The sequence below is a fragment of the Brevibacterium sp. R8603A2 genome, from assembly GCF_023072605.1.
Lineage (GTDB): Bacteria > Actinomycetota > Actinomycetes > Actinomycetales > Brevibacteriaceae > Brevibacterium > Brevibacterium pityocampae.
Window position 1 is genome coordinate 20,221 of record NZ_JALLGN010000011.1, and the last position, 25,883, is coordinate 46,103.

General features: G+C 68.7%; 21 protein-coding genes and 1 pseudogene. 13 read left to right on the top strand and 9 right to left on the bottom strand.

Annotated elements, in window-relative coordinates; translation table 11 throughout:
• Nucleotides 1–28: 28 nt before the first annotated feature.
• Nucleotides 29–1,195: a septation protein SepH gene (gene sepH / locus MTQ12_RS11465; RefSeq protein WP_175406972.1), complete on the bottom strand. Its 1,167-nt coding sequence runs from the start codon at nucleotides 1,193–1,195 to the stop codon at nucleotides 29–31.
• Nucleotides 1,196–1,380: 185 nt separating this feature from the next.
• Between sepH and MTQ12_RS11470 the strand changes: the two genes are divergently transcribed.
• Entirely contained in the window at nucleotides 1,381–2,502 is a 1,122-nt protein-coding gene (locus MTQ12_RS11470; RefSeq protein WP_137319931.1) for a ferrochelatase, read from the top strand.
• Between the two features lie 63 nt (nucleotides 2,503–2,565).
• Here the strand turns inward: MTQ12_RS11470 and MTQ12_RS11475 are convergent, their stop codons facing one another.
• Nucleotides 2,566–2,796, bottom strand: coding sequence for a hypothetical protein (locus MTQ12_RS11475; RefSeq protein ID WP_137319930.1), 231 nt, complete (start codon nucleotides 2,794–2,796; stop codon nucleotides 2,566–2,568).
• 266 nt (nucleotides 2,797–3,062) lie between these two features.
• On the opposite strand from MTQ12_RS11475, the gene MTQ12_RS11480 reads away from it, so the two are divergent.
• The gene (locus MTQ12_RS11480; protein WP_137319929.1) at nucleotides 3,063–3,362 is read left to right on the top strand and encodes a DUF4193 domain-containing protein; all 300 of its coding nucleotides are present in this window, start codon (nucleotides 3,063–3,065) and stop codon (nucleotides 3,360–3,362) included.
• A gap of 138 nt (nucleotides 3,363–3,500) precedes the next feature.
• Here MTQ12_RS11480 and MTQ12_RS11485 read toward each other — a convergent pair whose 3' ends face one another.
• Nucleotides 3,501–3,962 carry a DUF3093 domain-containing protein gene (locus tag MTQ12_RS11485; protein ID WP_247618717.1) on the bottom strand — a complete coding sequence of 154 codons (462 nt, stop codon included), beginning with the start codon at nucleotides 3,960–3,962 and terminating at the stop codon, nucleotides 3,501–3,503.
• A 62-nt stretch (nucleotides 3,963–4,024) separates the two neighbouring features.
• Between MTQ12_RS11485 and dut the strand changes: the two genes are divergently transcribed.
• From dut to MTQ12_RS11500, 3 genes are all read left to right on the top strand, one after another.
• Complete coding sequence (gene dut / locus MTQ12_RS11490; RefSeq protein WP_247618718.1) at nucleotides 4,025–4,522, top strand: dUTP diphosphatase; 498 nt, start codon at nucleotides 4,025–4,027, stop codon at nucleotides 4,520–4,522.
• 52 nt (nucleotides 4,523–4,574) lie between these two features.
• A complete protein-coding gene (locus MTQ12_RS11495; protein WP_137319926.1) occupies nucleotides 4,575–5,429 on the top strand; it encodes a DUF3710 domain-containing protein in 855 nt (284 codons plus the stop codon).
• A 123-nt stretch (nucleotides 5,430–5,552) separates the two neighbouring features.
• Entirely contained in the window at nucleotides 5,553–5,837 is a 285-nt protein-coding gene (locus MTQ12_RS11500) for an OB-fold nucleic acid binding domain-containing protein (RefSeq protein WP_137319925.1), read from the top strand.
• Here MTQ12_RS11500 and MTQ12_RS11505 read toward each other — a convergent pair.
• Together MTQ12_RS11505 and MTQ12_RS11510 are read right to left on the bottom strand one after the other, a co-directional pair.
• A complete protein-coding gene (locus MTQ12_RS11505) occupies nucleotides 5,823–6,575 on the bottom strand; it encodes a TrkA family potassium uptake protein (protein WP_137319924.1) in 753 nt (250 codons plus the stop codon). The two genes, MTQ12_RS11500 and MTQ12_RS11505, sit on opposite strands and share 15 nt — an antisense overlap.
• On the bottom strand, nucleotides 6,572–7,243 hold the full coding sequence (locus tag MTQ12_RS11510; protein WP_137319923.1) for a TrkA family potassium uptake protein: 672 nt from the start codon (nucleotides 7,241–7,243) through the stop codon (nucleotides 6,572–6,574). Before MTQ12_RS11510 ends, MTQ12_RS11505 begins: the two co-directional genes overlap by 4 nt.
• A 39-nt stretch (nucleotides 7,244–7,282) precedes the next feature.
• Between MTQ12_RS11510 and MTQ12_RS11515 the strand changes: the two genes are divergently transcribed.
• Nucleotides 7,283–9,307, top strand: coding sequence for an APC family permease (locus MTQ12_RS11515; protein ID WP_348983879.1), 2,025 nt, complete (start codon nucleotides 7,283–7,285; stop codon nucleotides 9,305–9,307).
• On the top strand, nucleotides 9,307–10,608 hold the full coding sequence (locus MTQ12_RS11520; RefSeq protein WP_247618719.1) for a TRAM domain-containing protein: 1,302 nt from the start codon (nucleotides 9,307–9,309) through the stop codon (nucleotides 10,606–10,608). The genes MTQ12_RS11515 and MTQ12_RS11520 overlap by 1 nt, the downstream gene beginning before the upstream one ends.
• A 122-nt stretch (nucleotides 10,609–10,730) precedes the next feature.
• Here the strand turns inward: MTQ12_RS11520 and MTQ12_RS11525 are convergent, their stop codons facing one another.
• Nucleotides 10,731–10,946, bottom strand: a complete 216-nt coding sequence (locus MTQ12_RS11525) for a hypothetical protein (protein WP_247618720.1) — start codon at nucleotides 10,944–10,946, stop codon at nucleotides 10,731–10,733.
• A 339-nt stretch (nucleotides 10,947–11,285) separates the two neighbouring features.
• Between MTQ12_RS11525 and acnA the strand changes: the two genes are divergently transcribed.
• The 4 genes and pseudogenes from acnA (at nucleotide 11,286) to MTQ12_RS11545 (ending at nucleotide 20,267) form a co-directional block, all read left to right on the top strand.
• Nucleotides 11,286–13,970 carry an aconitate hydratase AcnA gene (gene acnA, locus MTQ12_RS11530; RefSeq protein ID WP_247618721.1) on the top strand — a complete coding sequence of 895 codons (2,685 nt, stop codon included), beginning with the start codon at nucleotides 11,286–11,288 and terminating at the stop codon, nucleotides 13,968–13,970.
• A 422-nt stretch (nucleotides 13,971–14,392) separates the two neighbouring features.
• Nucleotides 14,393–15,961, top strand: a pseudogene (locus MTQ12_RS11535) (type I restriction-modification system subunit M).
• Nucleotides 15,958–17,115 carry a restriction endonuclease subunit S gene (locus MTQ12_RS11540; RefSeq protein ID WP_247618722.1) on the top strand — a complete coding sequence of 386 codons (1,158 nt, stop codon included), beginning with the start codon at nucleotides 15,958–15,960 and terminating at the stop codon, nucleotides 17,113–17,115. The pseudogene MTQ12_RS11535 and the gene MTQ12_RS11540 overlap by 4 nt, the downstream one beginning before the upstream one ends.
• Nucleotides 17,112–20,267, top strand: coding sequence for a type I restriction endonuclease subunit R (locus MTQ12_RS11545; RefSeq protein WP_247618723.1), 3,156 nt, complete (start codon nucleotides 17,112–17,114; stop codon nucleotides 20,265–20,267). The genes MTQ12_RS11540 and MTQ12_RS11545 overlap by 4 nt, the downstream gene beginning before the upstream one ends.
• Before the next feature lie 309 nt (nucleotides 20,268–20,576).
• On the opposite strand, the gene MTQ12_RS11550 is transcribed toward MTQ12_RS11545, so the two are convergent.
• Nucleotides 20,577–21,125, bottom strand: a complete 549-nt coding sequence (locus MTQ12_RS11550) for a dihydrofolate reductase family protein (RefSeq protein ID WP_247618724.1) — start codon at nucleotides 21,123–21,125, stop codon at nucleotides 20,577–20,579.
• A 220-nt stretch (nucleotides 21,126–21,345) separates the two neighbouring features.
• Here MTQ12_RS11550 and dxs point away from each other — a divergent pair, with 220 nt between their 5' ends.
• Nucleotides 21,346–23,286 (top strand): 1-deoxy-D-xylulose-5-phosphate synthase, encoded by a 1,941-nt coding sequence (gene dxs, locus MTQ12_RS11555; protein WP_247618725.1) that lies wholly within the window; start codon nucleotides 21,346–21,348, stop codon nucleotides 23,284–23,286.
• Nucleotides 23,287–23,308: 22 nt separating this feature from the next.
• Here dxs and MTQ12_RS11560 read toward each other — a convergent pair whose 3' ends face one another.
• Nucleotides 23,309–24,514, bottom strand: a complete 1,206-nt coding sequence (locus MTQ12_RS11560) for an HRDC domain-containing protein (protein ID WP_247618726.1) — start codon at nucleotides 24,512–24,514, stop codon at nucleotides 23,309–23,311.
• On the bottom strand, nucleotides 24,511–25,125 hold the full coding sequence (locus tag MTQ12_RS11565; protein WP_137319916.1) for a DUF3000 domain-containing protein: 615 nt from the start codon (nucleotides 25,123–25,125) through the stop codon (nucleotides 24,511–24,513). The genes MTQ12_RS11560 and MTQ12_RS11565 overlap by 4 nt, the downstream gene beginning before the upstream one ends.
• Nucleotides 25,126–25,273: 148 nt before the next feature.
• Here MTQ12_RS11565 and MTQ12_RS11570 point away from each other — a divergent pair, with 148 nt between their 5' ends.
• Complete coding sequence (locus tag MTQ12_RS11570) at nucleotides 25,274–25,771, top strand: flavin reductase family protein (protein WP_137319915.1); 498 nt, start codon at nucleotides 25,274–25,276, stop codon at nucleotides 25,769–25,771.
• Nucleotides 25,772–25,883 lie beyond the last annotated feature (112 nt).

Sequence of the window (25,883 nt, forward strand, 5' to 3'; positions counted from 1 at the left end):
CCGGACCGGTGACTTGTCCGGGTGTGCGTCAGTCGCGCTTGGAGCCGAACATGATCTCGTCCCAGCGGGGGACGGAGGACCGGCCCTTCTTCCGCGGGGCCTCGGCTTCGCCGGGCCGCGGGATCGGCTGGGTTTCGTGATGATGGTCCGACACGCCCGGTTCGTCGAGCAGCGAGGGATGGTCCTCGGCCGGTGATCCGGGGCCCGGCTCCTCCCGGTGCGGGTCGGCGGAGACGTCGTCCTGCGGCGCCCCGGAGTGCCCTGCGGGCTCATCGGCCGGGAGCGGGAAGATCCCGGCGTCGTCGGCCTCCTCGGGGGCGCTGAGCGCCGTGTGGGCGCCGTCGGGGTGACGGGCGGGCTCGTCGGAGACGGCGCGAAGGGACCGGCGCGAGCCCGGCGGCGGGGTGTCGCGCGGTGCGCGGGCGAGGTCGCCGAGGCCGTCGGGCTCCGCGGCGGCGGCCGACTGGCGGCCGCGACGGCGTCGCAGGCTCTCAAGGATCCGTCCGGTCTCGGCCATGTGGCTGCCGCGCGGGGAATCCTCATGGATCCGGGTGCTGCCGTCCTCGGCCTCGATGTTGAAGACCCGCTCGGAGCCGCTGCCGAAGTTCGGGATCGGGCCGGAATCGCTCGGACCGGCGTCGGAGAGCCAGCGGGCCTCGTCGTCGAGCGGCGAGATCGAGCCGCGGGCGTACTCCCAGCCGGCCGAGCGCTCCTTGTCCGCTGCGACGAAGCTCAGCTCGACGTACCAGGTGCCCGAGGTCTGCTTCCAGGCGTCCCAGCGCATCGACCCGAGGTCGACATCACGCATCTGCAGCCGCTCGCGGCACAGTGCGAGGAGCCGCTTCGGGGTGCCGTCGGGGTTGTTCTCGGGGTAGACGAGGCACTGCCCGGCACGGTCGGCGATGTGTCGCCGCTCGGCGAGCACGGGGCCCTCGTACACGCGGACGTGGTCCGCGGTCGCGCCGGTCGCCTCGACGACCTCCTCGGTCGTCATGCCCGACCGGATCATCGCCTGGATCTCGCGGGGCCGCACGGGCTCGCCGGCGGCGCGGATCCGGGCCAGACGATTGCGGTCGCGGCGCACGGCGGCGTACAGGCTCTCGTCGATCGGGAGCAGGTAGTGGTGGCCGGCACCGTCCGACAGCACGAGGTGCTCCTCGTCGTCGTGCACTCCGCGCAGCGTCAGCTCCGTCATATGCGTCAACCTCCAGTCATGACTGTGTGCCGATCGTTTCACGAAGTCCGCACCCGGTGCGGGAAGCGCTCGGGCGAGTCGCGAGAAGGGACGTCGGCGTGCGCGCCTGCCCATCCTCCGAGACCGGGACTCTCAGCAGGGTGATCGGCGAGGAGTGGGAGCGGGGGAACGTTAGACTGGGGCGCGTGACTACTTCCAGCCTCGCGCCCTTCGATGCCCTTGTCCTCATGTCCTTCGGCGGACCCGAGTCCGAGGAGGAGGTGCTCCCGTTCCTCCAGAACGTCACCCGCGGCCGCGGGATCCCGGACGAGCGGCTCGTCGAGGTCGGTGAGCACTACTACGGGTTCGGCGGGAAGTCGCCGATCAACGACCAGAACCGGGCCCTCCTCGCCGCACTGCAGGCGGAGCTCGCCACCCGCGGGATCGACACCCCGGTGGTGTGGGGCAACCGGAACTGGGACCCCTACCTCACCGATGTGGTGCGTGATCAGCATCGGGAGCACGGCTTCACCCGCTTCCTCGCGATCGACACCTCCGCCTACTCGAGCTACTCCTCCTGCCGGCAGTACCGGGAGGACTTCGCGCAGACGACGACGGCGCTCGCAGAGGAGGGCATCGCCGTCGAGTTCGACAAGATCCGGCAGTACTACAACCACCCCGGGTTCGCCGCGGCCGAGCTCGCGTGCGTGCGCCGCGGGATCGCCGACCTCACCGCGCAGGTGGGGGAGCTCGACCCGGCCCGACACCGGGTCCTCTATGTCACCCACTCGATCCCCGACACCATGCAGGACGCCTCGGCGGTGATGACGCGCGGTTACCGGGCCCAGCACGAGGAGCTCATCGAGTGGATCGCCGGTGAGCTCGGCGCGGAGCTGCCGCTCGCGTCCGAGCTCGTCTACTGCTCCCGGTCGGGGGCTCCTCACATCCCGTGGCTCGAGCCCGACGTCAACGACCGGATGGCCGAGCTCAAGGAGGAGGGCATCGAGGGCGTCATCGCGGTGCCGATCGGATTCGTGTCCGATCACATGGAGGTCAAGTACGACCTCGACACCGAGGCCGCGGAGACCGCCGCCGAGCTCGGGCTCGCCTACGTGCGGGCCGCGACGGTGGGTCTCAAGGAGGAGTTCGTGTCCGGGCTCGTCGACCTCGCGCTCGAGCGCGCCGCACAGCGTCGTGGGGAGGACGTCGAGACGCCGGCTGTGACTCCGCAGGGAGCGCTCGGGCCCGGCAGCGGCGCCTGCTCGATCGAATGCTGCCGTGGGAAGCTCGACAAGCCGGTGCTGCCGCAGTGGGAGCCCGTGGGCTGATCCCGCGCTCTGATCCGGCCGGTGCGGCACCTGCCCCCGGCCGGACCTCGCCGCGGTGTCGGCTCAGCTCGGTTCGTCGGCCGGCGCGACGATCGGGATGGCGCCGGTCTCCGCGGCCAGCACCTGCTGCAGCTGCGCGGTGTCGACGTCGTTGCGCTCGGCCAGGCCGATGAGCCCTTCGAGCTCCCCGACGAGCGAATCGACGGCGAGGTCGTTGCCCTCGGTGCGGGCACTCGCGATGAGCTTCCGCAATGCGGACACGTGTCGGTGGAGCTCGGCCTCGAATTCGCTCATGGATCATCCTTCCGCAGCGTGCGGTCCGTGGCGGCTGGGTCCCGCGGACAGCAGGTCGATTCACCGCCATTCTTCCAGATCAGGAGAGTCCCTGTCAGGCCGCGGCGAGCGGCGGCTCACCGCCGGGGAGTGAGACTGCACACTTCGGGGCAAACCTGCCTTGCCAAATCGCAGGTCACAGTGCAAAATGCTTGAGACATCGCACCCCGGCGGCACGCGAGACGCGCTTCCACCCATCACCCATTCGCGGAGAGTGATCAGTCCACATGGCGACAGACTACGACGCCCCTCGTAAGCAGGACGAGGACCTCAGCAACGATTCCATCGAGGAGCTCAAGGCCCAGCGGACGCAGCAGCAGGCGAGCCAGGTCGATGAGGATGAGGCTGTCGCGGCGGAAGGGTTCGAACTCCCCGGCGCCGATCTGTCGAACGAAGAGCTCTCCGTGCGCGTGCTGCCCAAGCAGAACGACGAATTCACCTGCATGGAGTGCTTCCTCGTCCGCCACCGCTCGCAGATGGCGAGCGAGGACGGCGGCATGCCGATCTGCACCGACTGCGCCGGCTGAGCCTCCGCTCCCACCGCACCTGCATGAAGGCCGTCTCCCTGTCGGGAGGCGGCCTCATCCGTGCTGCGGCGGTCGGCGGCGCGACGGCGGACCCGGGGCAGGGGACCGTCCGCTCCCGCCTGCGGCGGCCGGCGGCGCTCAGCCCCGGTTGAGGGCGGCGGCGAGCTCGTGCGGGTGCTTGGTCGAGACCAGCCAGTACGGCGTCGGGTCCGCCGGGTCGTCGAGGGCGACCCGCACCACGGTCTTCACCCACGGGCGGGTCATGAGGAAGGCGCGTGCATCGAGGTGCACCCCGCGGGCGGCGAACGAGCCGCGCTCGTCGAAAGGGGTCGCCTCGGCGATGAATCGCCGCTCGATGTGCGCCGGGCCGGCCCGGAACCCCGCGTCGCTGACGACGATCGGAGCCGACAGCGAACGCAGCCACAGGGCGGCGAGCACGAGGACCACCACGGGCACGATGAACGCGCCGAGTTCCCACACCGGGTACACCATCAATGAGGTCATCGCCGACAGCAGCACGGTCACCACCCACCACGTGACCGGCGGCCACAGGCGCTCGGAATAGTGCACGACGGTGTCCGATCCGGAGGAGATGCTCATGCCCCCGATTCTCCCACACCGGGCTTGGGCGAGCACCCGTCGCACCGATAGAGTGCGGCACTGTGACCATCGAACAGCAGACCATCGCACTGCGGCGCCTCGACCCCGCGCTCCCGGTGCCCGCCTACGAGCACCCCTCCGACGCCGGCGCGGACCTCTGCGCCCGGGAGGACGTCACGCTCGCCCCCTTCGAGCGGGCGCTCGTGCCCACCGGCATCGCCATCGCCCTGCCCGAGGGATTCGCCGCGTTCGTCCACCCGCGCTCCGGTCTGGCAGTCCGCACCGGCCTGTCGATCGTCAACGCGCCGGGCACCATCGACGCCGGCTACCGCGGGGAGATCAAGGTCCCCCTCATCAATCTCGACCCCCGCACGCCGATCGAGCTCTCCCGCGGGGACCGGATCGCCCAGCTCGTCGTGCAGCGCGTCGTGCACGCGGACTTCGTTCCCACCGACACCCTCGAGGGCTCCGCCCGCGGGGAAGGCGGTTTCGGCTCCACCGGCGGCTTCGCGGTATCCGTCGGCCCCGCGCCCACCGGCCCGCAGGCGAACCCCGCCTGACCCGCACGCACCGCACTATCATGTGAAGTTCACAGCCCGAAGGAAGGACAGCATGGGACTCTTCGACCGCTTCCGCAAGTCCGCACCGGCGACCGACGAGGTCGAGGAGCGCGACGACCTCGACGCCGAGCGCGATGAGGACACCGGGCTCGACGCCTCGGACGACGCCGGGGCCGACGACGACGCGCGCGAGCCGTCCGACCTCACCGACGAGGATGCCGACGACGGCTCCCTCGACGACCCCGCCGAGGAGGACGAGGAGGACCTCGCGAAGGCCGCCCCGCTCGACCGGGTCGACAACGGCCCCTGGGACTCCGAGGAGGAGTTCGGGGAGGAGAACAGGATCGACCTCGGCGCCCTGCAGATCCCGGTGCGCGACGGCATGCAGGTCCGGCTCGACGCCGAGGAGGGCACCAACCGCATCCTCGCCGTCACCCTCGTCCACCAGGGCGGGGCCGTGCAGCTCCAGGCCTTCGCAGCCCCCCGTTCGGAGGGGCTGTGGAAGTCCGTGCGCACCCAGATCCGCGACAACGTCGTGCAGAAGGGCGGTGCGGTCGACGAGCTCTACACCGCGCTCGGCACCGAGCTGCTCACCCGCATCCCCGTCCGCACCAAGGACGGGAAGGCCGCCGCCCGGGTCGCCCGCTTCGCCGGCGTCGACGGCCCCCGCTGGTTCGTGCGCGCAGTGTTCACCGGCAAGGCCATCACCGACGAGGACGTCCGTGCCGAGCTCGTGAAGATCTTCCGCGGCACCGTGGTGCACCGCGGCACCGAGGCGATGCCGCCGCGCGACCTGCTCGTGCTGTCCCAGCCGACCGCGGTCAAGGCGCCCGCCGCACCCGAATCCGCGGTCAGGGACGACATCGATCCCTTCGAGCGCGGCCCGGAGATCACCGAGGTCCGCTGACCTGGTGCCCGCACTCATGGACGGAGACACCCACTGAACGCGCTGACCCGCCTGCTCGAACGCTGGGGGACGAGCGCGGACAAGGACGCCGAGGCGGACGCGGACATCCACGCCGCCAGCGCGGTGCCCGGCGCGACCCCGCTGTGCGAGCTCGAGCTGCGCGCCGAGACCCGGGTGGCCGGCGTCATCGTCGCGGTGACCCGTTCGCTGCCCCACGAGGCGCCGCGCCTCGACATCGTCATCAGCGACGGCACGGGGTCGGCCGCAGCCCGGTTCCTCGGCCGTCGGGAGATCCCCGGGGTGGCCGCCGGTCGGGCGATCGTGCTCGACGGGCGGTTCTGCCGGCAGCAGGGCGAGGTGCGCACCGTCAACCCCGGCTACCGGCTCATCGCCTCAGCCGCCGACTGACGGACCCGGATCTGCCGGCGGTGCGACGCCGGACTCCGCAGGCGATCCGGCATCCCGCTGTCCGGACACGGGTGTGCGCGCGGCGGCGCCGAGGAGCTCCCGCAGCCCCTCGACCCGGTCAGGTGCGACGATGAAGAACATCTCGTCGCCGGCCTCGATGACGTCGTCGGCGCTCGGTGCGATGACCTTGGCGTTGCGGAGGATCGCGGCGAGCACCGTGTCGGCGGGCCACGACACCGACCCGACCCGCCTGCCGCTCACCTCGGCCTTCTCGCCGACGGTGAACTCCATGAGCGAGGCCTGCCCGCGCCCCAGGTCGAGCAGGTGGATGAGCCCGCCGACCTCGACGGCCTCCTCGACGAGCGAGGTCATGAGCCGCGGCGTCGACACCGCGACGTCCACGCCCCAGTTGTCGTCGAACAGCCATTCGTTGCGCGCGTTGTTCACCCGTGCCACGGTGCGCGGCACGCTGAACTCCGTCTTGGCGAGCAGGCTGAGCACGAGGTTGGTCTTGTCGTCACCGGTGGCGGCGACGACGACATCGGCGCGCCCGAGCCCGGCCTCGTTCAGGCCGCCGAGCTCGCAGGCGTCGGCGAGCACCCAGCTCGCGCCGGGCACGCGGTCGCGGCGGACCGCCGCGGAGCTGCGGTCGATGAGGACGACCTCGTGATCGCGGCCGAGCAGCTCGCGGGCGACCGAGCGGCCCACGGAGCCGGCTCCGGCGATGACGACCTTCATTCCACGTCCTCCTGGGTCAGCGGCTGGTCGAGCGTGCGGATGATCGCATCGAGGTCGTCCCGGGCACACATGAGGTGCGCGAGGTCGCCGTCCTGGACGAGCATGGACGGTGGGGCGAGGACACCCTCGCCGTTGCGGGTGATGTAGGCGACCCGGGCCGGGACCGCGGCCTCGATGTCCGACACCGGCCGGGCGATCCAATCGGGGTGGAGGTGCACCTCGGCGAGCACGAGCCGACCGGAGGCCTCCCGGTACTCAGTGACCGCTCCCTGCGGGATCAGCCGGCGCATCATCTGGTCGGCGGTCCACCGCACCGTCGCCACCGTCGGGATGCCCAGCCGCTCGAAGATCTGCGCGCGCCGGGGGTCGTAGATCCGGGCGGCGACGTTCGTCACGCCGAAGGTCTCGCGGGCGACCCGGGCGGCGAGGATGTTCGAGTTGTCGCCCGAGGACACCGCGGCGAACGCATAGGCCTCCCCGGTGCGGGCCCGGGCGAGGGCGTCGCGGTCGAACCCGATGCCGGTGACGGTGTCCCCGGAGAAGTCGGGGCCGAGCGCGCGGAACGCCTCGGGGTCCTGGTCGACGACCGCGACGGTGTGCCCGGCCGCGTCGAGCGCGGTGGCGAGGGAGGCCCCGACCCGCCCGCAGCCCATGATGACGAAGTGCATCCGCCGGTCCCCTTCCTTCGTGCCCTACCATTGGTGCTCGTGGCACGCAGTTTCTCCGATGCCGTCAAAAGACTACTCGTCGGACGGCCCTTCCGCAGTGATCACTTCCGCCGGGAAGCGCTGCCGAGGCGACTCGCCATGCCGGTGTTCGCCTCCGACATGATCTCCTCGGTGGCCTATGCCCCGGACGAGATCCTCCTCGCGCTGTCCCTCTCGGGACTCGTCGCCCTCACCGTGTCGCCGTGGATCGGCCTCGCCGTCGGGATCGTCATCCTCGTCATCGTGGCGTGCTACCGGCTCAACCTCCAGGCCTACCCGTCCGGCGGCGGGGACTACGCGGTGGCGAGGACCAACCTCGGCACCCGGGCGGGCCTCGTCGTCGCCGCCTCACTGCTCGTCGACTTCGTCCTCACGCTCGCAGTGTCGATGACGGTGTTCGCCGGGTACATCGGTGCGATGATCCCCGAGGTCAAGCCGTACAAGGTGGCGATCGCCGTCGCGGGCATCCTCGTCGTCACCCTCGCCGGGCTGCGCGGCAGCGCGAGCATCCGCCGCATGCTCGCCGTCCCCACCTACCTGTTCGTCCTCGCGGTGCTCACCACCGTCGCCGTCGGCACCTACCGGGTGGCCACCGGCGACACCCCGGTCGCCGCGACGAGCGGATACGCGGTGCTGCCGGTCGACGAGGAGGACACCGCCCTCATGGGGCTCACGGCGGTGTTCATCGTGCTGCGGGCGTTCTCCTCGGGCTCGGTCGCGCTCGCCGGTGTGCAGACCGTCGCGACCGCGGTGCCCGGATTCCGGTCCCCGCGCGGGCGCAACGCCGGGATCACCCTGCTCATCACCGGTGCGCTCTCGGCCTGCATGCTCATCGGGCTGACCTGGCTGTCGGCGAGGATCGGCATCAAGTACGTCGCCGCCCCGACGGAGCAGCTCGTCGCCGAGGCCGGCCGGCCGATCGCCGCTGACTTCGAGCAGGATCCCGTCCTCGGCCAGCTCGCACAGGCGGTGTTCTCCGGCTTCCCCTTCATGTTCTACGTCGTCGCCGGGGTCGCCGCACTCGTCCTCCTCGTCGCCGCGAACACCTCGACCGAGGGCTTCCCAGGCCTGTCCTCCCGGCTCGCCCGCGACGGCTTCCTGCCGCGCCAGCTCGCCACCCGCGGCGACCGGCTGACGTTCTCCAACGGCATCCTCCTGCTCGCCGGAGCGGCGACCGTCCTCGTCATCGTGTTCGGCGCCTCGGTCCCGGATCTCATCGAGCTCTACCTCGTCGGCGTGTTCACGGCGTTCGTGCTCGGACAGCTCGGAATGATCCGGCACTGGACGCTGCGGATCCGGCGCATGGTGTCCTCCCCGGTGCGCCGTCGCATGCAGCTCAACCGCGTCGTCAACGGCATCGGGCTCGTCCTCACCGCCGGCGTCCTCACCGTCGTGCTCGTGACGAAGTTCACCGGCGGGGCGTGGATCGCGATCGCCGCGATCGCCGTGCTCTACGTCCTCATGGGCCTCGTCCACCGCCACTACCGGAGGGTGGACTCCGAGCTCGCCCCCGACGAGGACGACGTCTCCGCCCGCACGCTGCCGTCGAACACCCGTGCGGTCGTCGTCGTCACCGACATCCACAAGCCGATGCTCCGGGCGCTGGCGTACGCCCGGACGAGCCGGCCGACGTTCCTCGACGCGATCACCGTCGCCGTCGACGAGGAGGCCGCCGAGGCGCTCCAGGACCGCTGGGACCGGATGGACCTGCCCGTCCCGCTCACCATCCTCGACTCGCCCTACCGCGAGCTCGTCCGCCCGGTGATGAACCACGTCGCCGAGCTCCGTCGGCGCTCGCCGCGCGACCTCATCATCGTCTACCTCCCGCAGTACATCGTGGGACGCTGGTGGGAGAACGTGCTCCACAATCAGACCTCGCTGCGGCTCAAGTCGCGACTGCTGTTCGTGCCGAACGTCGTCGTCGCGACGGTGCCGTGGCGGCTCAGGTCCTTCACCCGGGCCCGGGAGCAGCTCCTGCGCCGGGCCGGGGACGTCGACGCCGAATCATTCAGGGAGCTGCATTGATGACCGACACCGGAACCGAGGCGCCCGCCGAGCTCGTCCTCGAGATCACCGGGCAGGCCGCCGGCGGGGAGTCGATCGCCCGGCACGACGGTCGCGTCGTGTTCGTCACCGGGGGGATCCCCGGGGAGACGGTGCGCGTGCGCATCACCGAGGAGCGCACGCGGCTGCTGCGGGCCGAGGTCACGGCCGTGCTCGAGGCCTCCCCGCACCGGGTGGCCGACCGCCGGACGGCGCTCGGTGCGGCCGGGGTGGGCGGCATCGAGTTCGCCCACGTCGCGCTCGCGCACTCGCGCGCGCTCAAGCAGCAGGCGGCCGCGGACCAGTTCACGCGCCTCGGGCGCCTCGACCGGGTGCCGGAGATCGCCGCGGCGCCCCGGGAGGCCGCCGGCGGGACCGGGCTCGACTGGCGCACCCGGGTGCAGCTCGCCGTCGACGAGCGCGGCCGGCCGGGGATGCTCGCCGCGCGCTCGCGCCGCGTCGTCCCGGTGGACACGCTGCCGCTCGCGGTGCCGGAGCTCGATGCGCTCGACCTGCACCGGCTGACGCTGCCCGGGATCTCCCGGCTCGAGCTCGCCGCCGGCAGCGACGGGGGAGCGGTGGTCGCCCACGGACGACCGACCGGGGAGGCCGAGGACGCGCTGCGGGGCGCACTCGCCGGCGCGGCGGGGGAGTGGAGCCTCCTCGTCCGCAGCCGGGGCGCCCGGCGGAACCGGGGCGGCCGCGCCCGCACAGAGCTGCGCCAGCTGACCGGCGACGGCCGGGTGCGGCACCGGGTCGCCGGGATCGACCGCGGGTTCGAGATCGCCGCGGACGGCTTCTGGCAGGTGCACGTCGACGCCGCGGCGGTGCTCGCGGAGCGGGTCGTCGCGGAGACCGCGGGCGCGCGCCGGGTGCTCGACCTCTACTGCGGGGCCGGTCTGTTCTCCGTCGCCGTCGCCGAGACCCACGGGATCCCCGTGACCGGGATCGAGGGGTCGGCGACGGCGATCGCGAGCGCCCGGGACGCCGCGGCGGGTCTGCCGGTGGAGTTCGGGGTCGCCCGCGTCGAGGAGCTGTCCGCGCTGCCGGAGGCCGACACCGTGGTGCTCGACCCGCCGCGCGCCGGTGTGGGGCCGGAGGTCGTGCGGCTGCTCCTCGACTCCTCGGCCCAGCGGATCGTCTACGTGTCGTGCGACGGGGCGACCTTCGCCCGGGACGCCCGCGCGCTCGTCGAGGGCGGATTCCGGCTCGTGCGCACCCGGGGCTTCGATCTGTTCCCGCTCACCGCCCACGCGGAGTTCCTCAGCGTCCTCGAGCGGTAGCGCTGCGCGGCCCGCGAGGGGCAGCGCTGCGGCGCGGGACACGACGGCGCCCCGCCCGAGAGGCTCGGACGGGGCGCTGTGCTCGCGGCCCCGGCGGCAGGGCCCGGCCGGGAGGTGCAGCCTCAGCTGTAGGAGACGGCGTACCCATGCTCGGGGGCCTTGGAGTCGAGCACCGCGACAACGATGAGGGCGACCCAGGTGAAGAAGAAGCCCCAGATGCCCCACCAGAAGGTCGAGCGGTTCTTGCCGCGGGCCACCTTGCGGCAGATCCACGCGAAGAGCAGGCCGAGCAGAAGCGCGCCGAACCCGAAGCCGGCGCCGAGAGTGATGGGATCCATGGGTTCCTCCTGTGGTCGGTCATGGGCGCGGGGTGCGCCGGCCGGCCCGGTCGGGGACGGCGTGTTCACTGCGTACAACGATTCTCGCGCCCCGGAAGATTCCGCACCCGGGGGTTTTCCCACCGATCGCACAGGGCCAGGCGGTCCCGCCGGACGAGGGGGAACCCGCTTCCGGACACCCCCGGGGCGGTGGATACCGAAGGCCGAATGCGATACGATTTATCTTGACGTCAAGATATCTTCGGAAACATTTGTGTCACCTAATTCGGCGCAAAGGCCCCATCGGCCAGGTTTCCGAGCGAAACGGGTATCGCGTGCCAATGAACTTAAGGAGTCACGATGAGCAACGTCGACAGTTTCACGTCGAAGGGCACCCTGGAGGTCGGCAGCAAGTCCTATGAGATCTACCGTCTCTCGGCGGTCGAAGGATCGGAGAAGCTGCCGTTCAGCCTCAAGGTGCTGCTGGAGAACCTGCTGCGCACCGAGGACGGTGCCAACATCACCGCAGACCACATCACCGCGCTCGCCCAGTGGGATCCCGAGGCGGAGCCCGACACCGAGATCCAGTTCACCCCCGCCCGCGTCGTCATGCAGGACTTCACCGGCGTGCCGTGCATCGTCGACCTCGCCACGATGCGCGAGGCCGTCAAGGACCTCGGCGGCGACCCGGCGAAGATCAACCCGCTGGCTCCGGCCGAGCTCGTCATCGACCACTCGGTGCAGATCGACGCCTTCGGGTCCGAGGACGCCATCGAGCGCAACATGGACATCGAGTACCAGCGCAACGGCGAGCGCTACCAGTTCCTCCGCTGGGGCCAGACCGCGTTCGACGACTTCAAGGTCGTGCCCCCGGGCATGGGCATCGTCCACCAGGTCAACATCGAGTACCTCGCCCGCGTCGTCATGGCCCGCGAGGTCGGCGGCGTCACCCGCGCCTACCCGGACACCCTCGTCGGCACCGACTCGCACACGACGATGGTCAACGGCCTCGGCGTGCTCGGCTGGGGCGTCGGCGGCATCGAGGCCGAGGCCGCGATGCTCGGTCAGCCGGTCTCGATGCTCATCCCGCGCGTCGTCGGCTTCAAGCTCACCGGTGAGATCCCCTCGGGCGTGACCGCGACCGACGTCGTGCTCACGATCACCGACATGCTCCGCCAGCACGGCGTGGTGGGCAAGTTCGTCGAGTTCTACGGCCAGGGCGTGGGCTCCGTGCCGCTCGCCAACCGTGCGACGATCGGCAACATGAGCCCCGAGTTCGGCTCGACCGCCGCGATGTTCCCGATCGACGACGTCACCGTCGAGTACCTCAAGCTCACCGGCCGCTCCGAGGAGCAGATCGCGCTCGTCGAGGCCTACGCCAAGGAGCAGGGCCTGTGGCACGATCCGAGCGCCGAGATCGCGTACTCGGAGTACCTCGAGCTCGACCTGTCCACCGTGGTGCCCTCCATCTCCGGGCCCAAGCGTCCGCAGGACCGCATCGAGCTCACCGACGCCAAGTCGCAGTTCGCCAAGGACATCCACAACTACGTGGGTCCCGGCGACGAGGCCAAGTCGGCCGCGGTGTCGATGCCCGACGGCCGCAGCTTCGACCTGGCCAACGGTGCGGTGGCGATCGCCTCGATCACCTCGTGCACGAACACCTCGAACCCCTCGGTGATGATGGCCGCCGGTCTGCTCGCGCGCAACGCGCGGGAGAAGGGCCTCAACTCGAAGCCGTGGGTCAAGACCTCGATCGCCCCGGGCTCCAAGGTCGTCACCGACTACTACACGAAGGCCGGCCTCATCGACGACCTCGAGGCGCTGAACTTCTTCGTCGTCGGCTACGGCTGCACCACGTGCATCGGCAACTCCGGCCCGCTCGAGAACGAGATCTCCGAAGCGATCCAGGACAACGACCTCTCCGTCACCGCGGTGCTCTCCGGCAACCGCAACTTCGAGGGTCGCATCAGCCCGGACGTCAAGATGAACTACCTCGCCTCGCCGCCGCTCGTCATCGCCTACGCGCTGGCCGGCACCATGGACTTCGACTTCGAGAACCAGCCGCTGGGCCAGGACTCCGAGGGCGCGGACGTCTACCTCAAGGACATCTGGCCGAGCCCGGAGGAGATCCAGTCGGTCATCGACTCCTCGATCGACACCGAGATGTTCGACACCGAGTACGGCACGATCTTCGAGGGCGACGCCCGCTGGCAGCAGCTCGACACGCCCGAGGGCAACACCTTCGAGTGGGACCCGAACTCGACGTACGTGCGCAAGCCCACGTACTTCGACGGGATGACCAAGGAGACCTCGCCGGTCGAGGACATCTCCGGGGCGCGCGTGCTCGCGCTGCTCGGGGACTCGGTCACCACCGACCACATCTCCCCGGCGGGCTCCTTCAAGGCCGACACCCCGGCCGGCAAGTACCTGGTGGAGCACGGTGTGGAGCGCAAGGACTTCAACTCCTACGGCTCGCGCCGTGGCAACCACGAGGTCATGATCCGCGGCACCTTCGCCAACATCCGGCTGCAGAACCGGCTGCTCGACGGCGTGCAGGGCGGGTTCACCCGTGACTTCACGCAGGAGGGCGGTCCGCAGACCACGATCTACGACGCCTCGGTGAACTACCAGGAGCAGGGCATCCCGCTCGTCGTGCTCGGCGGCAAGGAATACGGCACCGGCTCCTCGCGCGACTGGGCGGCGAAGGGCACCAAGCTGCTCGGCGTCTCCGCGGTCATCGCACAGAGCTTCGAGCGGATCCACCGCTCGAACCTCATCGGCATGGGCGTGCTGCCGCTGCAGTTCCCCGCCGGCGAGTCCGCCGACACCCTGGGCCTCGACGGCACCGAGACCTTCGACATCTCCGGGGTCACGGCGCTCAACGACGGCACCACCCCGAAGACGGTCAAGGTCACCGCGAAGAAGGAGGACGGCCAGACCGTCGAGTTCGACGCCGTGGTCCGGATCGACACCCCGGGTGAGGCCGACTACTACCGCAACGGCGGCATCCTGCAGTACGTGCTGCGCTCGCTCGTCGAGAGCTGATCGCATGCGCTGAGGTGCAGACGGCTCCGGGCCGGGGATCCTGCGGGATTCCCGGCCCGCGGTCGATTCACGGGCGTGCGGCAGACGGACGTGAGTCCCGCGCTCACGCCCCGTCAGGCTCCGGCCCGGCGGGGTGCTTCCGTCGTGAAGAGGTGAGACAGAGGACAGGAGTCTGAAATTGGGCCACCACGGGAAGTGGCGTTCCTCGAAGCACGCGTCGCGAGCACGCGAAGGTGAGTATCGCACGCCCGCTCAGCAGGCCCACCGGCGCACCGCCGGAGTCTCTCCGACTTCCCGCCGTGACGCATGAACGTGCGGATCGAGCGGTGTCGGAGCGTTTGAATGTCAGTGGTCGCGGATAATCTGAGACCAGCGACCGAGCAGCACGAACAGCGCGCGAGCGCCGAGGAGACAACTTCACCATGGCACCCACGACCAAAGAGGCCCAGCGCGCAGAGCTGCACAAGACGATTTGGCGCATTGCTAACGACCTTCGGGGCAGCGTCGACGGCTGGGACTTCAAGACTTACGTGCTGGGCATGCTCTTCTACCGGTTCATCTCCGAGAACCTGACCGCCTACATCAACAAGGGTGAGCACGAAGCTGGTGAGGTAGAGTTCGATTACGCGCTCCTACCCGACAGTGACGCGGAGTTCGCACTCCGCGAGGTCGTGGCAGAGAAGGGCTTCTTCATCCTCCCGAGCGAGCTCTTCCAGAACGTCCGCAAGCGCGCAGCTCGCGACGAGAATCTCAACGAGACACTCGAGCGGGTGTTCAAGAACATCGAAGGTTCGGCACTCGGCACCGACAGCGAGGACGACATCAAGGGGCTGTTCGACGACCTGGATGTCAACAGCAACAAGCTGGGCTCGACGGTCGCCAAGCGGAATCAGAAGCTGGTGAAGCTGCTCGATGCGATCGGTGACCTGCCGCTGGGTCGGTGGGAGGACAACTCGATCGACCTGTTCGGTGACGCCTACGAGTACCTCATGCAGATGTACGCGGCCAACGCCGGTAAGTCCGGTGGTGAGTACTACACGCCGCAGGAGGTCTCCGAGCTGCTGGCGCGCATCACGGTGGTCGGCAAGAAGCAGGTCAACAAGGTCTACGACCCGGCCGTCGGTTCCGGTTCGCTGCTGCTGAAGTTCGACAAGGTACTCGGCAAGAACAACGTCCGACAGGGCTTCTATGGTCAGGAGATCAACCTGACCACGTACAACCTCGCGCGGATCAACATGTTCTTGCATGACGTCAATTACTCAGACTTCAACCTCGCACACGGCGACACCCTGATCGACCCGCAGCACTGGGATGACGAGCCGTTCGAGGCGATCGTCTCCAACCCGCCGTATTCGATCAAGTGGGAGGGCGACGCCAACCCGCTCCTGATCAACGACTAACGGTTCGCGCCGGCCGGTGTGCTGGCACCGAAGTCGAAGGCCGATCTCGCTTTCACGATGCACATGCTCAGCTGGCTGGCGGTCAACGGCACGGCAGCCATCGTCGAGTTCCCCGGTGTGCTGTACCGCGGTGGCGCGGAGAAGAAGATCCGCCAGTACCTCATCGACAACAACTACGTCGACGCCGTCATCCAGCTGCCGCCCGACCTGTTCTTCGGTACGACGATCGCAACCTGCATCCTCGTGCTGAAGAAGTCGAAGAAGACCAACGACGTGCTGTTCATCGACGCTTCGGCCGAGTTCAAGCGCGTGGGCAACAAGAACAAGCTGCTCGAGGAGCACCAGGCGAGGATCCTCGAGGCGTTCACGAAGCGCGAGCCCGAAGATTACTTCACCACGCTCGCCGGCAACGAAGACATCGCGGCGAATGACTACAACATCGCGGTGTCGTCCTACGTGGAGGCGGAAGACACCCGCGAGGTCGTCGACATCACCGAGCTCAACGCCGAGATCGCGCGCATTGTCGCTCGGCAGGCCGAGCTTCGCACGGCGATCGACGAGATCGTGGCGGATCTGGAGGGCTCCAAATGAGCCGCATTGACGAGCTGATTCAGGAGCTGTGCCCAGACGGCGTGGAGTACGTCGACCTCGGCTCAGCGGTACGGATCCGCAACGGGAGTGATTACAAGGCACTGGGCGCGGGTGACGTGCCGGTGTATGGCTCCGGTGGCGTGATGACATCCGTTGACACACCTGTTTATGATGGGCCTTCGGTTCTCATTCCGCGCAAGGGCTCATTGGGTAACCTGTTCTACGTTGATGAGCCATTCTGGACAGTTGACACCATTTTTTACACCGAGATTGATGCCAGTCGACTGATTCCAAAGTTCTTTTATTACGTGATGTTTACGCAGCGTCTTGCCGAGAAGAACCAAGCTGGCGGTGTGCCGAGTATGACTCAGTCGTACCTAAAACGTCTTATGATCCCCATTCCGCCTCTCGAGGTGCAGCGGGAAATCGTGCGAGTATTGGACAAGTTCACTCAGCTGGAAGCGGAGCTGGAAGCGGAGCTGGAAGCGGAGCTGGAAGCCCGGAGGGGTCAGTATGACTACTACGCGGGTAAACTGCTGACGATCGATGAAGGCGTCCGTCGCGTGCGTATTGGAGATGTAGCGACCATCGTCCGCGGGGCGTCTCCGCGTCCAATCCAGAAGTTCATCACTGACGATCCTGAAGGTGTTCCGTGGATCAAGATTGGTGATGCTCCAGCTGACGGTAAATACATCACCAGCACAGCGCAGCGCGTGACGCTCGAGGGGGCTGCAAAATCGCGTCTTGTGTTGCCTGGGGACTTTGTACTCTCGAACTCCATGAGCTTTGGTCGTCCCTATGTCTCACGGATTGAGGGATGCATCCATGACGGCTGGTTGGCGATCAGCGCCTTCGAGGACTCGTTTAAGCGCGACTATCTCTACTACCTGCTGCGCTCCACACCTGTACAGGAAGAGTTCGCGCGCAGGGCCGGTGCTGGCACGGTCAAGAACCTGAACGCGGACATCGTTCGATCCGTCGTGATTCCGGTACCGCCGCGCGCTGAGCAGAAGCGCGTGATCGAGTTGCTCGATCGTTTCGACGCTCTTGTCAACGACATCAGCATCGGGCTCCCTGCCGAACTTGTTGCTCGTCGCAAGCAGTACGAGTACTACCGCGACCGCCTGCTGACGTTCAAAGAGCGTGCAGCATGAGCGACGCACGTGCGCGGAAGTTCGACCCGATCGCGATCTCCTCGGAGAGCACGGTCATTGCCGAGTACGTTGCCGAGCCTGCGGTGGCTGAGGCGTACCAGTCGGAGGCGGCGCTCGAGCGCGAGCTGATCCGTCTGCTCGAGGAGCAGGCGTACGAGTATGTGCCCCTAACCTCCGAGGCGCAGATGATCGCGAACCTGCGCGTGCAGCTCGAGAAGCTCAACACGATGACCTTCTCGGACAGCGAGTGGGAGCAGTTCTTCTCCACCAAGGTCGCCGGCCAGAACGACGGCATCACCGAGAAGACGGTGCGCGTGCAGGAAGATCATGTCCAGCTCCTCAAGCGCGACGACGGGACGACGAAGAACGTCACGCTCATCGACAAGACGAACATCCACAACAACCACGTGCAGGTGATCAACCAGTACGAGATCGGCCGTGGTGACGGTGACACGGGCGCGGGCGGCGCCAAGTACGCCAACCGCTACGACGTCACCGTGCTCGTCAACGGCCTGCCGATGGTGCACATCGAGCTCAAGCGCCGTGGCGTGGACATCCGTGAGGCGTTCAACCAGATCAGCCGCTACCAGCGCGACAGCTTCTGGGCGGGCTCGGGACTCTTCGAGTACGTGCAGCTGTTCGTGATCAGCAACGGCACGCTGACGAAGTACTACTCCAACAGCACCCGTCACAAACACATCGCTGACCAGAAGAAGGCGAGCGGCCCGAGCAGGGGCAAGAAGTCAAGCCACTCGTTCGAGTTCACCAGCTGGTGGGCGGATGCGAACAACAAGCCGATCAGCGAGCTGACGGCGTTCGCCAAGACGTTCTTCGCGAAGCACTCGCTGCTGAACGTCCTGACAAAGTACTGCGTGCTCACCGCTGATCGCGACCTCCTGGTGATGCGCCCGTACCAGATCGTCGCGACGGAGCGGATCCTGCAGAAGATCCAGATCTCGACCAACTACAAGACGCTCGGTACCGTTGAGGCCGGTGGTTACGTCTGGCACACCACCGGGTCGGGCAAGACACTCACGTCGTTCAAGGCAGCTCAGCTCGCGTCGAAGATGCCGAGCGTCGACAAAGTGCTGTTCGTGGTCGACCGCAAGGATCTCGACTACCAGACGATGCGCGAGTACGACCGATTCGCGCCTGGATCAGCGAACAGCAACACGAGCACGAAGATCTTGGCCGAGCAGCTCACCAAACCCAATGGCGCATTGCTGAAGAGCGGTAGAACGAACCAGCCGATCATCATCACGACGATCCAGAAGCTGTCGACCTTCATCAAGGCCAACACGGGCCACGAGATCTTCTCGGGGCACGTCGTGATCATCTTCGACGAGTGCCACCGGTCGCAGTTCGGCGACATGCACACCGACATCACGCGGGCATTCAAGCGCTACAACCTGTTCGGCTTCACGGGCACACCGATCTTCGCTGAGAATTCGGCAAGCGGCGGCAACCCACTGCTGAAGACGACCGAGCAGGCTTTCGGCGGCAAGCTGCACACGTACACGATCATGGACGCGATCACGGACAAGAACGTTCTGCCGTTCCGGGTCGACTACATCAACACGATCGGTGTACGCGCAGGCATCGTCGACAAGGACGTCCCGGCGATCGATCGAGAGCGCGCTCTGCTGGATCCGCGTCGTATTGCGCAGGTCACGGCATACATCCTGGAACACTTCGACCAGAAGACGAAGCGCCAGACGAGCTACGAGCACGCCGTCGTGACCAACGTGGCGGAGTCGTCACGTACGCATCGCCGAGCGGAGTCGCTCAAGGAGAAGAAGCGCGTTCGCGGTTTCAACGCGCTGTTCGCGACGGCCTCGATCGATGCAGCGCGCCGATACTACAACCAGTTCCAGATGCAGATGGAGCAGCTGCCGCCCGCGAAGCGTCTCAAGGTCGGGCTGATCTACAGCTATGGCGCGAATGAGGCTGAGCCCGATGGCATCCTCGAGGACGAGGCGTTCGACACCGACATGCTCGCCAGCGGCGCGCGCGACTTCCTGGAAGACGCGATCCAGGATTACAACGACATGTTCGGCACCAGCTACGACACCAGCGCCGACAAGTTCCAGAACTACTACAAAGACCTGTCACAGCGGATGAAGAACCGCGAGATCGACCTGGTCATCGTGGTGAACATGTTCCTCACCGGCTTCGACGCCACGACGTTGAATACACTCTTCGTCGACAAGAACCTGCGCATGCACGGCCTCATCCAGGCGTACTCGCGCACCAATCGCGTTCTCAACTCGGTGAAGCGGCACGGGAACATCGTCGTCTTCCGCGACCTCGAGGACGAGACGAACGCCGCACTCGAGCTGTTCGGCAACAAGGACGCACGCAGCATCGTGATCGCACCGCCGTACAGCGAGTACTTCGCTGAGTACTCCGAAAAGGTGAGCGAGCTGCTGCGGCGGTTCCCGCTGGGCGCGCAGATCATCGGGGAGCAGGATCAGAAGGACTTCATCAACATTCTCGGTGCGGTGCTCCGACTGAGCAACATCCTCGGTGAGTTCGATGAGTTCGAAGGCCAAGACGTCCTGACCGAGCGACAACATCAGGATTACCGCAGCGTCTACCTGAACCTGTACGCCGACTTCCGGACGGACACGGCGGCGGAGAAGGAGCAGATCAACGACGACGTCGTCTTCGAGATCGAACTGGTCAAGCAGGTCGAGATCAACGTCGACTACATCCTCATGCTCGTCGAGCGGATGCGTGCCGAGCGCGGGAACGGCAAGGACAAGGAGCTGCGTGCTCAGATCACACACGCGGTCGATGCCAGCCCGAGCCTGCGAAGCAAGCGAGACCTTGTAGAGGACTTCGTCGACTCGGTGTCCGTCGACGGTGCAGTCGACGAGCAGTGGCAGACGTTCATCGCCGCCAAACGAGACGCTGAGCTTCAGCGGATCATCGACGAGCTCGAACTCAAGCCGGAACAGACCCGCGCGTTCGTCGTCGCAGCCTTCCGCGATGCTCAGCTGAGCACTGGCGGTACGGCGATCACGACGATCATGCCACCCGTCTCACGCTTCAACCGCGAAGCAGGTCACGGCGACAAGAAGAAGCGCGTGATCGAGGCACTGACGAATTTCTTCGAGCGGTACTTCGGGCTCGCAGGCGGAAGCGAGTAAGCGCGCGAGGGACGTGCTGTTGACAGCTGATCGCTACCGCCCGGAGGGCGCCTGCCGGAAGGGCAAGCACCTCCGGGCGGCCCAGCGAAACTCACCACGAGGTTGAAGCACCTGCCAGCGATGGTGCTCCGTGAGCTGCACAGCACGAGGGCATCCCGGGCACCACTGTCCGGCGCGCACTAAAGGACATGCAGGACCGGATGCCGCCGGACCGCTGGACAGCGCTCGTCGCTGAGGCCCGCCGTCGCACGCTGATCCGACCTCAGACCACCCTGTGCCGCCGCAACCGCCGCGATTTCTGGTCCGCCCTCACCCGATGCGGTAGGCGCGGTAGGGCAGCCGACCGTCGAGGAGCCGGGACTCGAGGAGCGTGAGCCGGCCGGGCGCGGCATCGGCGGGAAACAGGTGCCGGCCGCGGCCCTGCGCCCAGGGGTACTCGTAGAGCCGGATCCCGTCGACCAGGCCGGCGCGCAGCAGCGCATGGCACACGGAGATGCTCCCGGTGACGACGATCTCGCCGCCGGCGCGCTCCCGAAGCTCGCGGACCGCGGTGAGCGGGTCGCGCACGACAGTCGTGTTCTGCCACCCGGGGTCGGTGAGCGTGCCGGAGACGACGACCTTGTCCACCGTGTTGAGGTAGGCCGAGATCCCCGCCGCATCATCGGCCTCCGGCCAGTACCTGCGGAAGTCCTCGAAGGTGCACCGGCCGAGCAGCACGAGGTCGCAGGCCGCGTCCTGCTCGCGGTTGAGCTCGGCGAGCTCCCCGGACTCCGGCATCTCGGAGGGGTCGTACCAGTCGTCGAGCATCTCGATCGAGCCGTCCGCGGTGATGTTCTGGGTGATGACGACCGAGCGCATGGGGTCCTCCAGTGGTCGGGGTGCGTCGCTGCTCCTCCCAGTGTGCGCCTCGGCCGCGGTCCGCCGTGATCCGATCCTGCGCACATCGCGCATCGCACACCCCGCCATGCCCCGCGGCCTGGGCGTCCACCCAGGGAGCGGGCAGTAGGATTGCTACGCTTGGACGAACATTTCGACAGTCGTGCCCCTACCCGGCGCACCCGAAGGAGCGAACCCGCGAATGACTTTCCTGGAGACCATCTCCTCCCCGGCGGACCTCAAAGCGCTGTCGGAGGCCGAGTGCCAGGTCCTCACCAAAGAGATCCGCGACACGCTCATCACCACCGTCGCCGGCACCGGCGGGCACCTGGGGCCGAACCTCGGGGTCGTCGAGCTCACCACCGCGATCCACCGCGTCTTCGACTCACCGTGCGACACGATCCTCTTCGACGTCGGCCACCAGACCTACGTCCACAAGCTCCTCACCGGTCGCTACGCGCAGTTCGACACGCTGCGCCAGCGCGACGGGCTCTCCGGCTACCCCTCGCGGGCCGAGAGCGAGCACGACATCATCGAGAACTCCCACGCCTCGGCGGCCCTGTCCTGGGGCGACGGCATCGCCAAGGCCCACCAGCTCAAGGGCGAGTCCGAGCGCAGCGTCGTCGTCGTCATCGGCGACGGGGCGCTGACCGGCGGCATGGCCTGGGAGGCGCTCAACAACATCGCCGCCGACAGCTCCCAGCCGCCGCGCAGCCTCATCATCGTCGTCAACGACAACGGGCGCTCCTACGCACCCACCGTCGGCGGGTTCGCCGCGCACCTCGACTCGCTGCGCGCGAGCTCGAACTACGAGAAGCTGCTGAGCTGGGGGCGCGACCGCCTGCAGCAGTCCGGTCCTCCCGGGCGCGCCGCCTACACTGCGATGCACGGGATGAAGAAGGGCCTCAAGGACATGGTCGCGGCACCGGCGACCGGGATGTTCGACGAGCTCGGGATCAAGTACCTCGGCCCCGTCGACGGTCACGACCTCGAGAGCATGGAGAAGACGCTCACCCGGGCGAAGAACTTCGACCAGGGCCCGATCATCGTCCACGCGATCACCCAGAAGGGCCACGGCTACGCCCCGGCGATCGAGGACGAGGCCGACCAGTTCCACGCCGTCGGCGTCATCGACCCGCTGACCGGCCGCTCCCAGCCCTCGACGGGCACCTCGTGGACCTCGGTGTTCGGCTCCGAGATCGTCGAGATCGCCCGCACCCGCACCGACCTCGTCGCGATCACCGCCGCCATGCTCATGCCCGTGGGCCTGGAGAAGTTCGCCGCCGAGTTCCCCGAGCGGGTGTTCGACGTCGGCATCGCCGAGCAGCACGCCGTCGCCTCGGCCGCGGGCCTGTCCTACGGCGGGCTCCACCCGGTCGTGTGCCTCTACGCGACGTTCCTCAACCGCGCCTTCGACCAGCTCCTCATGGATGTCGCGCTCCATCGTCAGGGCGTGACCTTCGTGCTCGACCGGGCCGGCGTCACCGGCCCCGACGGCGCCAGCCACCACGGCATCTGGGACATGGCGATGCTCCAGATCGTGCCCGGGCTGCAGCTCGCCGCCCCGCGCGACGCCACCCGCCTGGCCGAGGAGTTCCGCGAGGCCGTCGAGGTGTCCGACGCCCCGACCGTCGTGCGGTTCTCCCGCGGCACCGTCGGCACCGAGATCGCTGCCCTGCGCCGCACCGCCGACGGGGTCGACGTGCTCGCCGAGACGCCCGCGAGCCTGCCCGCCGACGTCCTCATCGTGTCCGTCGGCGCGCTCGCCGATCGCGCGCTCGCCGTGTCGGAGGCACTCCGTGCCCAGGGCATCGGCACCACCGTGGTCGACCCCCGCTGGGTGCTGCCCGTGCCGGAGTCGGTGCTCGACATGGGCAAGGAGCACGCGCTCGTCGCCGTCATCGAGGACGGGGTGAAGATCGGCGGCATCGGCTCGCAGATCCGCCAGGACCTCCGCGACGACGACTCCCGCACCGGAGTGCTCGAGCTCGGCGTGCCCGACGAGTTCCTGCCCCACGGCACCCGGGACGAGATCCTCGAGTACGCCGGCCTCGCGGTGCCGGACATGGTCGACAAGATCCTGAGGATCCTCCCGGCCGACATCGTCGACCGCGTCGAGCGCACCTCGACCCGCACCGGCTGACCCGCCGGAGACGTCGACCCGATCAGTCCCGATCCGCCTCGGCCGCGGCGGCGGCGAGCACTCCGGCCGTCGCCTCGATCTGCCAGGGCCGGGCGCCGCGCTCGGCGAGGAACGCTGCGACGGCCTGTTCGTCCCCGATGGTGCGCCGGCCGGCGAGAGTCTTGACGTGGCGCGGGGTGAGGACGACCTCGTGCGGCATCTGCAGGTCCCGCGCGACCTCCTGGACGGCGGGCTTCATGAGATCGAGGCGCGCCTTGACGCGGTTCCGGTCGACCTCGGCGGGTGCCTCGGCGTCCGCGGAGCGGCGATCGGGGAGCTCGGCCTCGGGCAGGGCGTCGGCATCGCTCAGGGCCTTGTGCCAGCGCAGGCGCGCCGAGCGGTCCATCCCGGGTACGCCCGGGACGCGCCGCAGGTCGTCGGGAGTGCGGGCATCGATGCCGACGAGTGCGATGAGGTGGCGGTCGCGCAGGATCTGGCTCGGTGCGAGGTCCTGCGCGGCGGCGACCCGGTCCCGGGCTGTCCACAGGGACCGGACGCGCGCCAGGCCGCGGCGGGATTTCACCGAGCCCAGGCCCTGCACGCGGCGCCACGGCTCCGCGTAGACGTTGGGGGTGAAGTCGAGGAGGTGGTCGAACTCCTGCTGTGCGAACTCGGCCTTGCCGGTCTCCTGGAGCTGCGCCTGGAGGATGTCGCTGACCTCGATGAGGAGCTCGACGTCGAGCGCGGCGTAGGTCAGCCAGTCGGGCGGCAGCGGACGGCGCGACCAGTCGACGTTCGAGTGCTCCTTCGCCAGGCGGACGACGAGGGTCTCGCCGACGACCGCGGCGAGTCCGAAGCGTTCGAAGTCGAGCATGCGCGCAGCGAGCTCGGTGTCGAACAGGGCGTCGGGGCGCATCCCGCGCTCGGCGAGGCAGGGGAGGTCCTGGGTCGAGGCGTGGAGCACCCATTCGGCGCCGCGCAGGGCGTCGTCGACCGTGGACAGGTCCGGCAGCGCCTCGGGGTCGATGAGGATCGTCCCGGCGCCCGCGCGGCGCAGCTGGATGAGGAAGGCGCGCCCGCCGTAGCGGATGCCCGAGGCGCGCTCGGCGTCGACGGCCACCGCACCGGTGCCGGCGGCCAGGTCGCGGACCGCCGCGGCGAGGGCGTCCGGGGTGTCGACGATGTCGGGCACCCCGTCCGCGGGGGCGGACAGCAGCGGCAGGGATTCGTCGGTGTGGTGGGAGCTCACCGGCGGCGCCCCGGCAGGGGAGTGACGCCCTCGGGCAGCGGTGGGAGGCCGGCGACGGTGCACAGGAGGTCGATCCACGCGGTCAGGTGGTCGGCGATCTCCTCCGGCTCCTCCATCACCGGGGTCCACGAGCCCCGGAACTCGAGGTCGATCGTCGACGGACGCCCGGCGAGCGTGCCGAAGCTCTCCGAGAGCACGCGGGTGGTGGTGCCGCCGATGCTGCGCACCTCGCAGCCGTTCGTCTCGAGGGCCTCGGTGAGCCAGGACCAGGCGACGGAGCCGAGCATGGCCTCGTGGCCGAGCTCGTGCTCGAGCTCCGCGCGGATGTAGCTCACCACTCGGAACTCCCCGTCCCACTCGCTCGGACGGTCGGGGTCGTAGAGGACGACGACGCGTCCGGTGGCGAGCTCGTCGACGTCGTCGTCGGCGGGCACGACCGGGTGGTCCTCGGCGCGGACCTCGGCCCCGAGGGCGAGGGCGTAGGGGGCGAGCTTGCCCGGGGCCGGGATCTCGGAGATCGACACGTGGGGGCGGCCGGTCACCTCGCGGAGCACGGTCGAGGCGCGCGCGAACGGTTCGGGCGTGCGATTGAGCGGAGACGGGATGACCACGAGTCCAGAGTAGGCAACGACGCGGACATGTCCTAGCATCCACGCCGAGGCGCCGGGCGGCGGGAATGCCGGACCCGGTGCGCGGCGTTGGGGGAGCGAGGGCACCCCTCGAACCATCCGTCCAGCCGCTGCGAAGGAGACCGCACCCGTGAACCAGCTCGACCCCGAGGCGTTCAAGCACGCGTTCCGTCATCACCCCGCCGGGGTGGCGGTGATCAGCGCGGCCTCACCGGACGGGCCGGTCGGTCTCACGGTGTCGAGCGTGGCCAGCGTGTCCGCGGCGCCGCCGGCGCTGCTGTTCTCCGTGACCTCGCGGCGCGGCTCGGCCTCCCGCGTGCTCGCGGCTCCGTCCTTCGTCGTCAACCTGCTCAGCGCCGACCAGGTCGAGATCGCCCGGTCCTTCGCCGTGCCCGGTGCTCCGCGCTTCACCCCCGAGCAGGGCTGGCGCACCCTGCCGGGCGGCGAGCCGGTGCTGCCCGGGGTGCACGCCGCCCTCCTGTGCGAGCACCTCGAGCACGTCGAGGTGGGGGAGTCGATCGTGGTCGTCGCCGCGGTCCGCGAGATCCTCGCCGACGCGCCGCGTCCTCCGCTCGTCTACGTCGACCGCACCTTCCACGCCCTCACCGCCGACACCCCGTTGCCCTGAGCGGCGCCTCGGCGCCCGATCCCGGAACCGGCGGTGCGGGCGGCTCCGCTCTGAGACGGGCGGTCCTGCGGTACGACACGGTTTCTTCCGGCCGCGCGCAGATGAGACCATG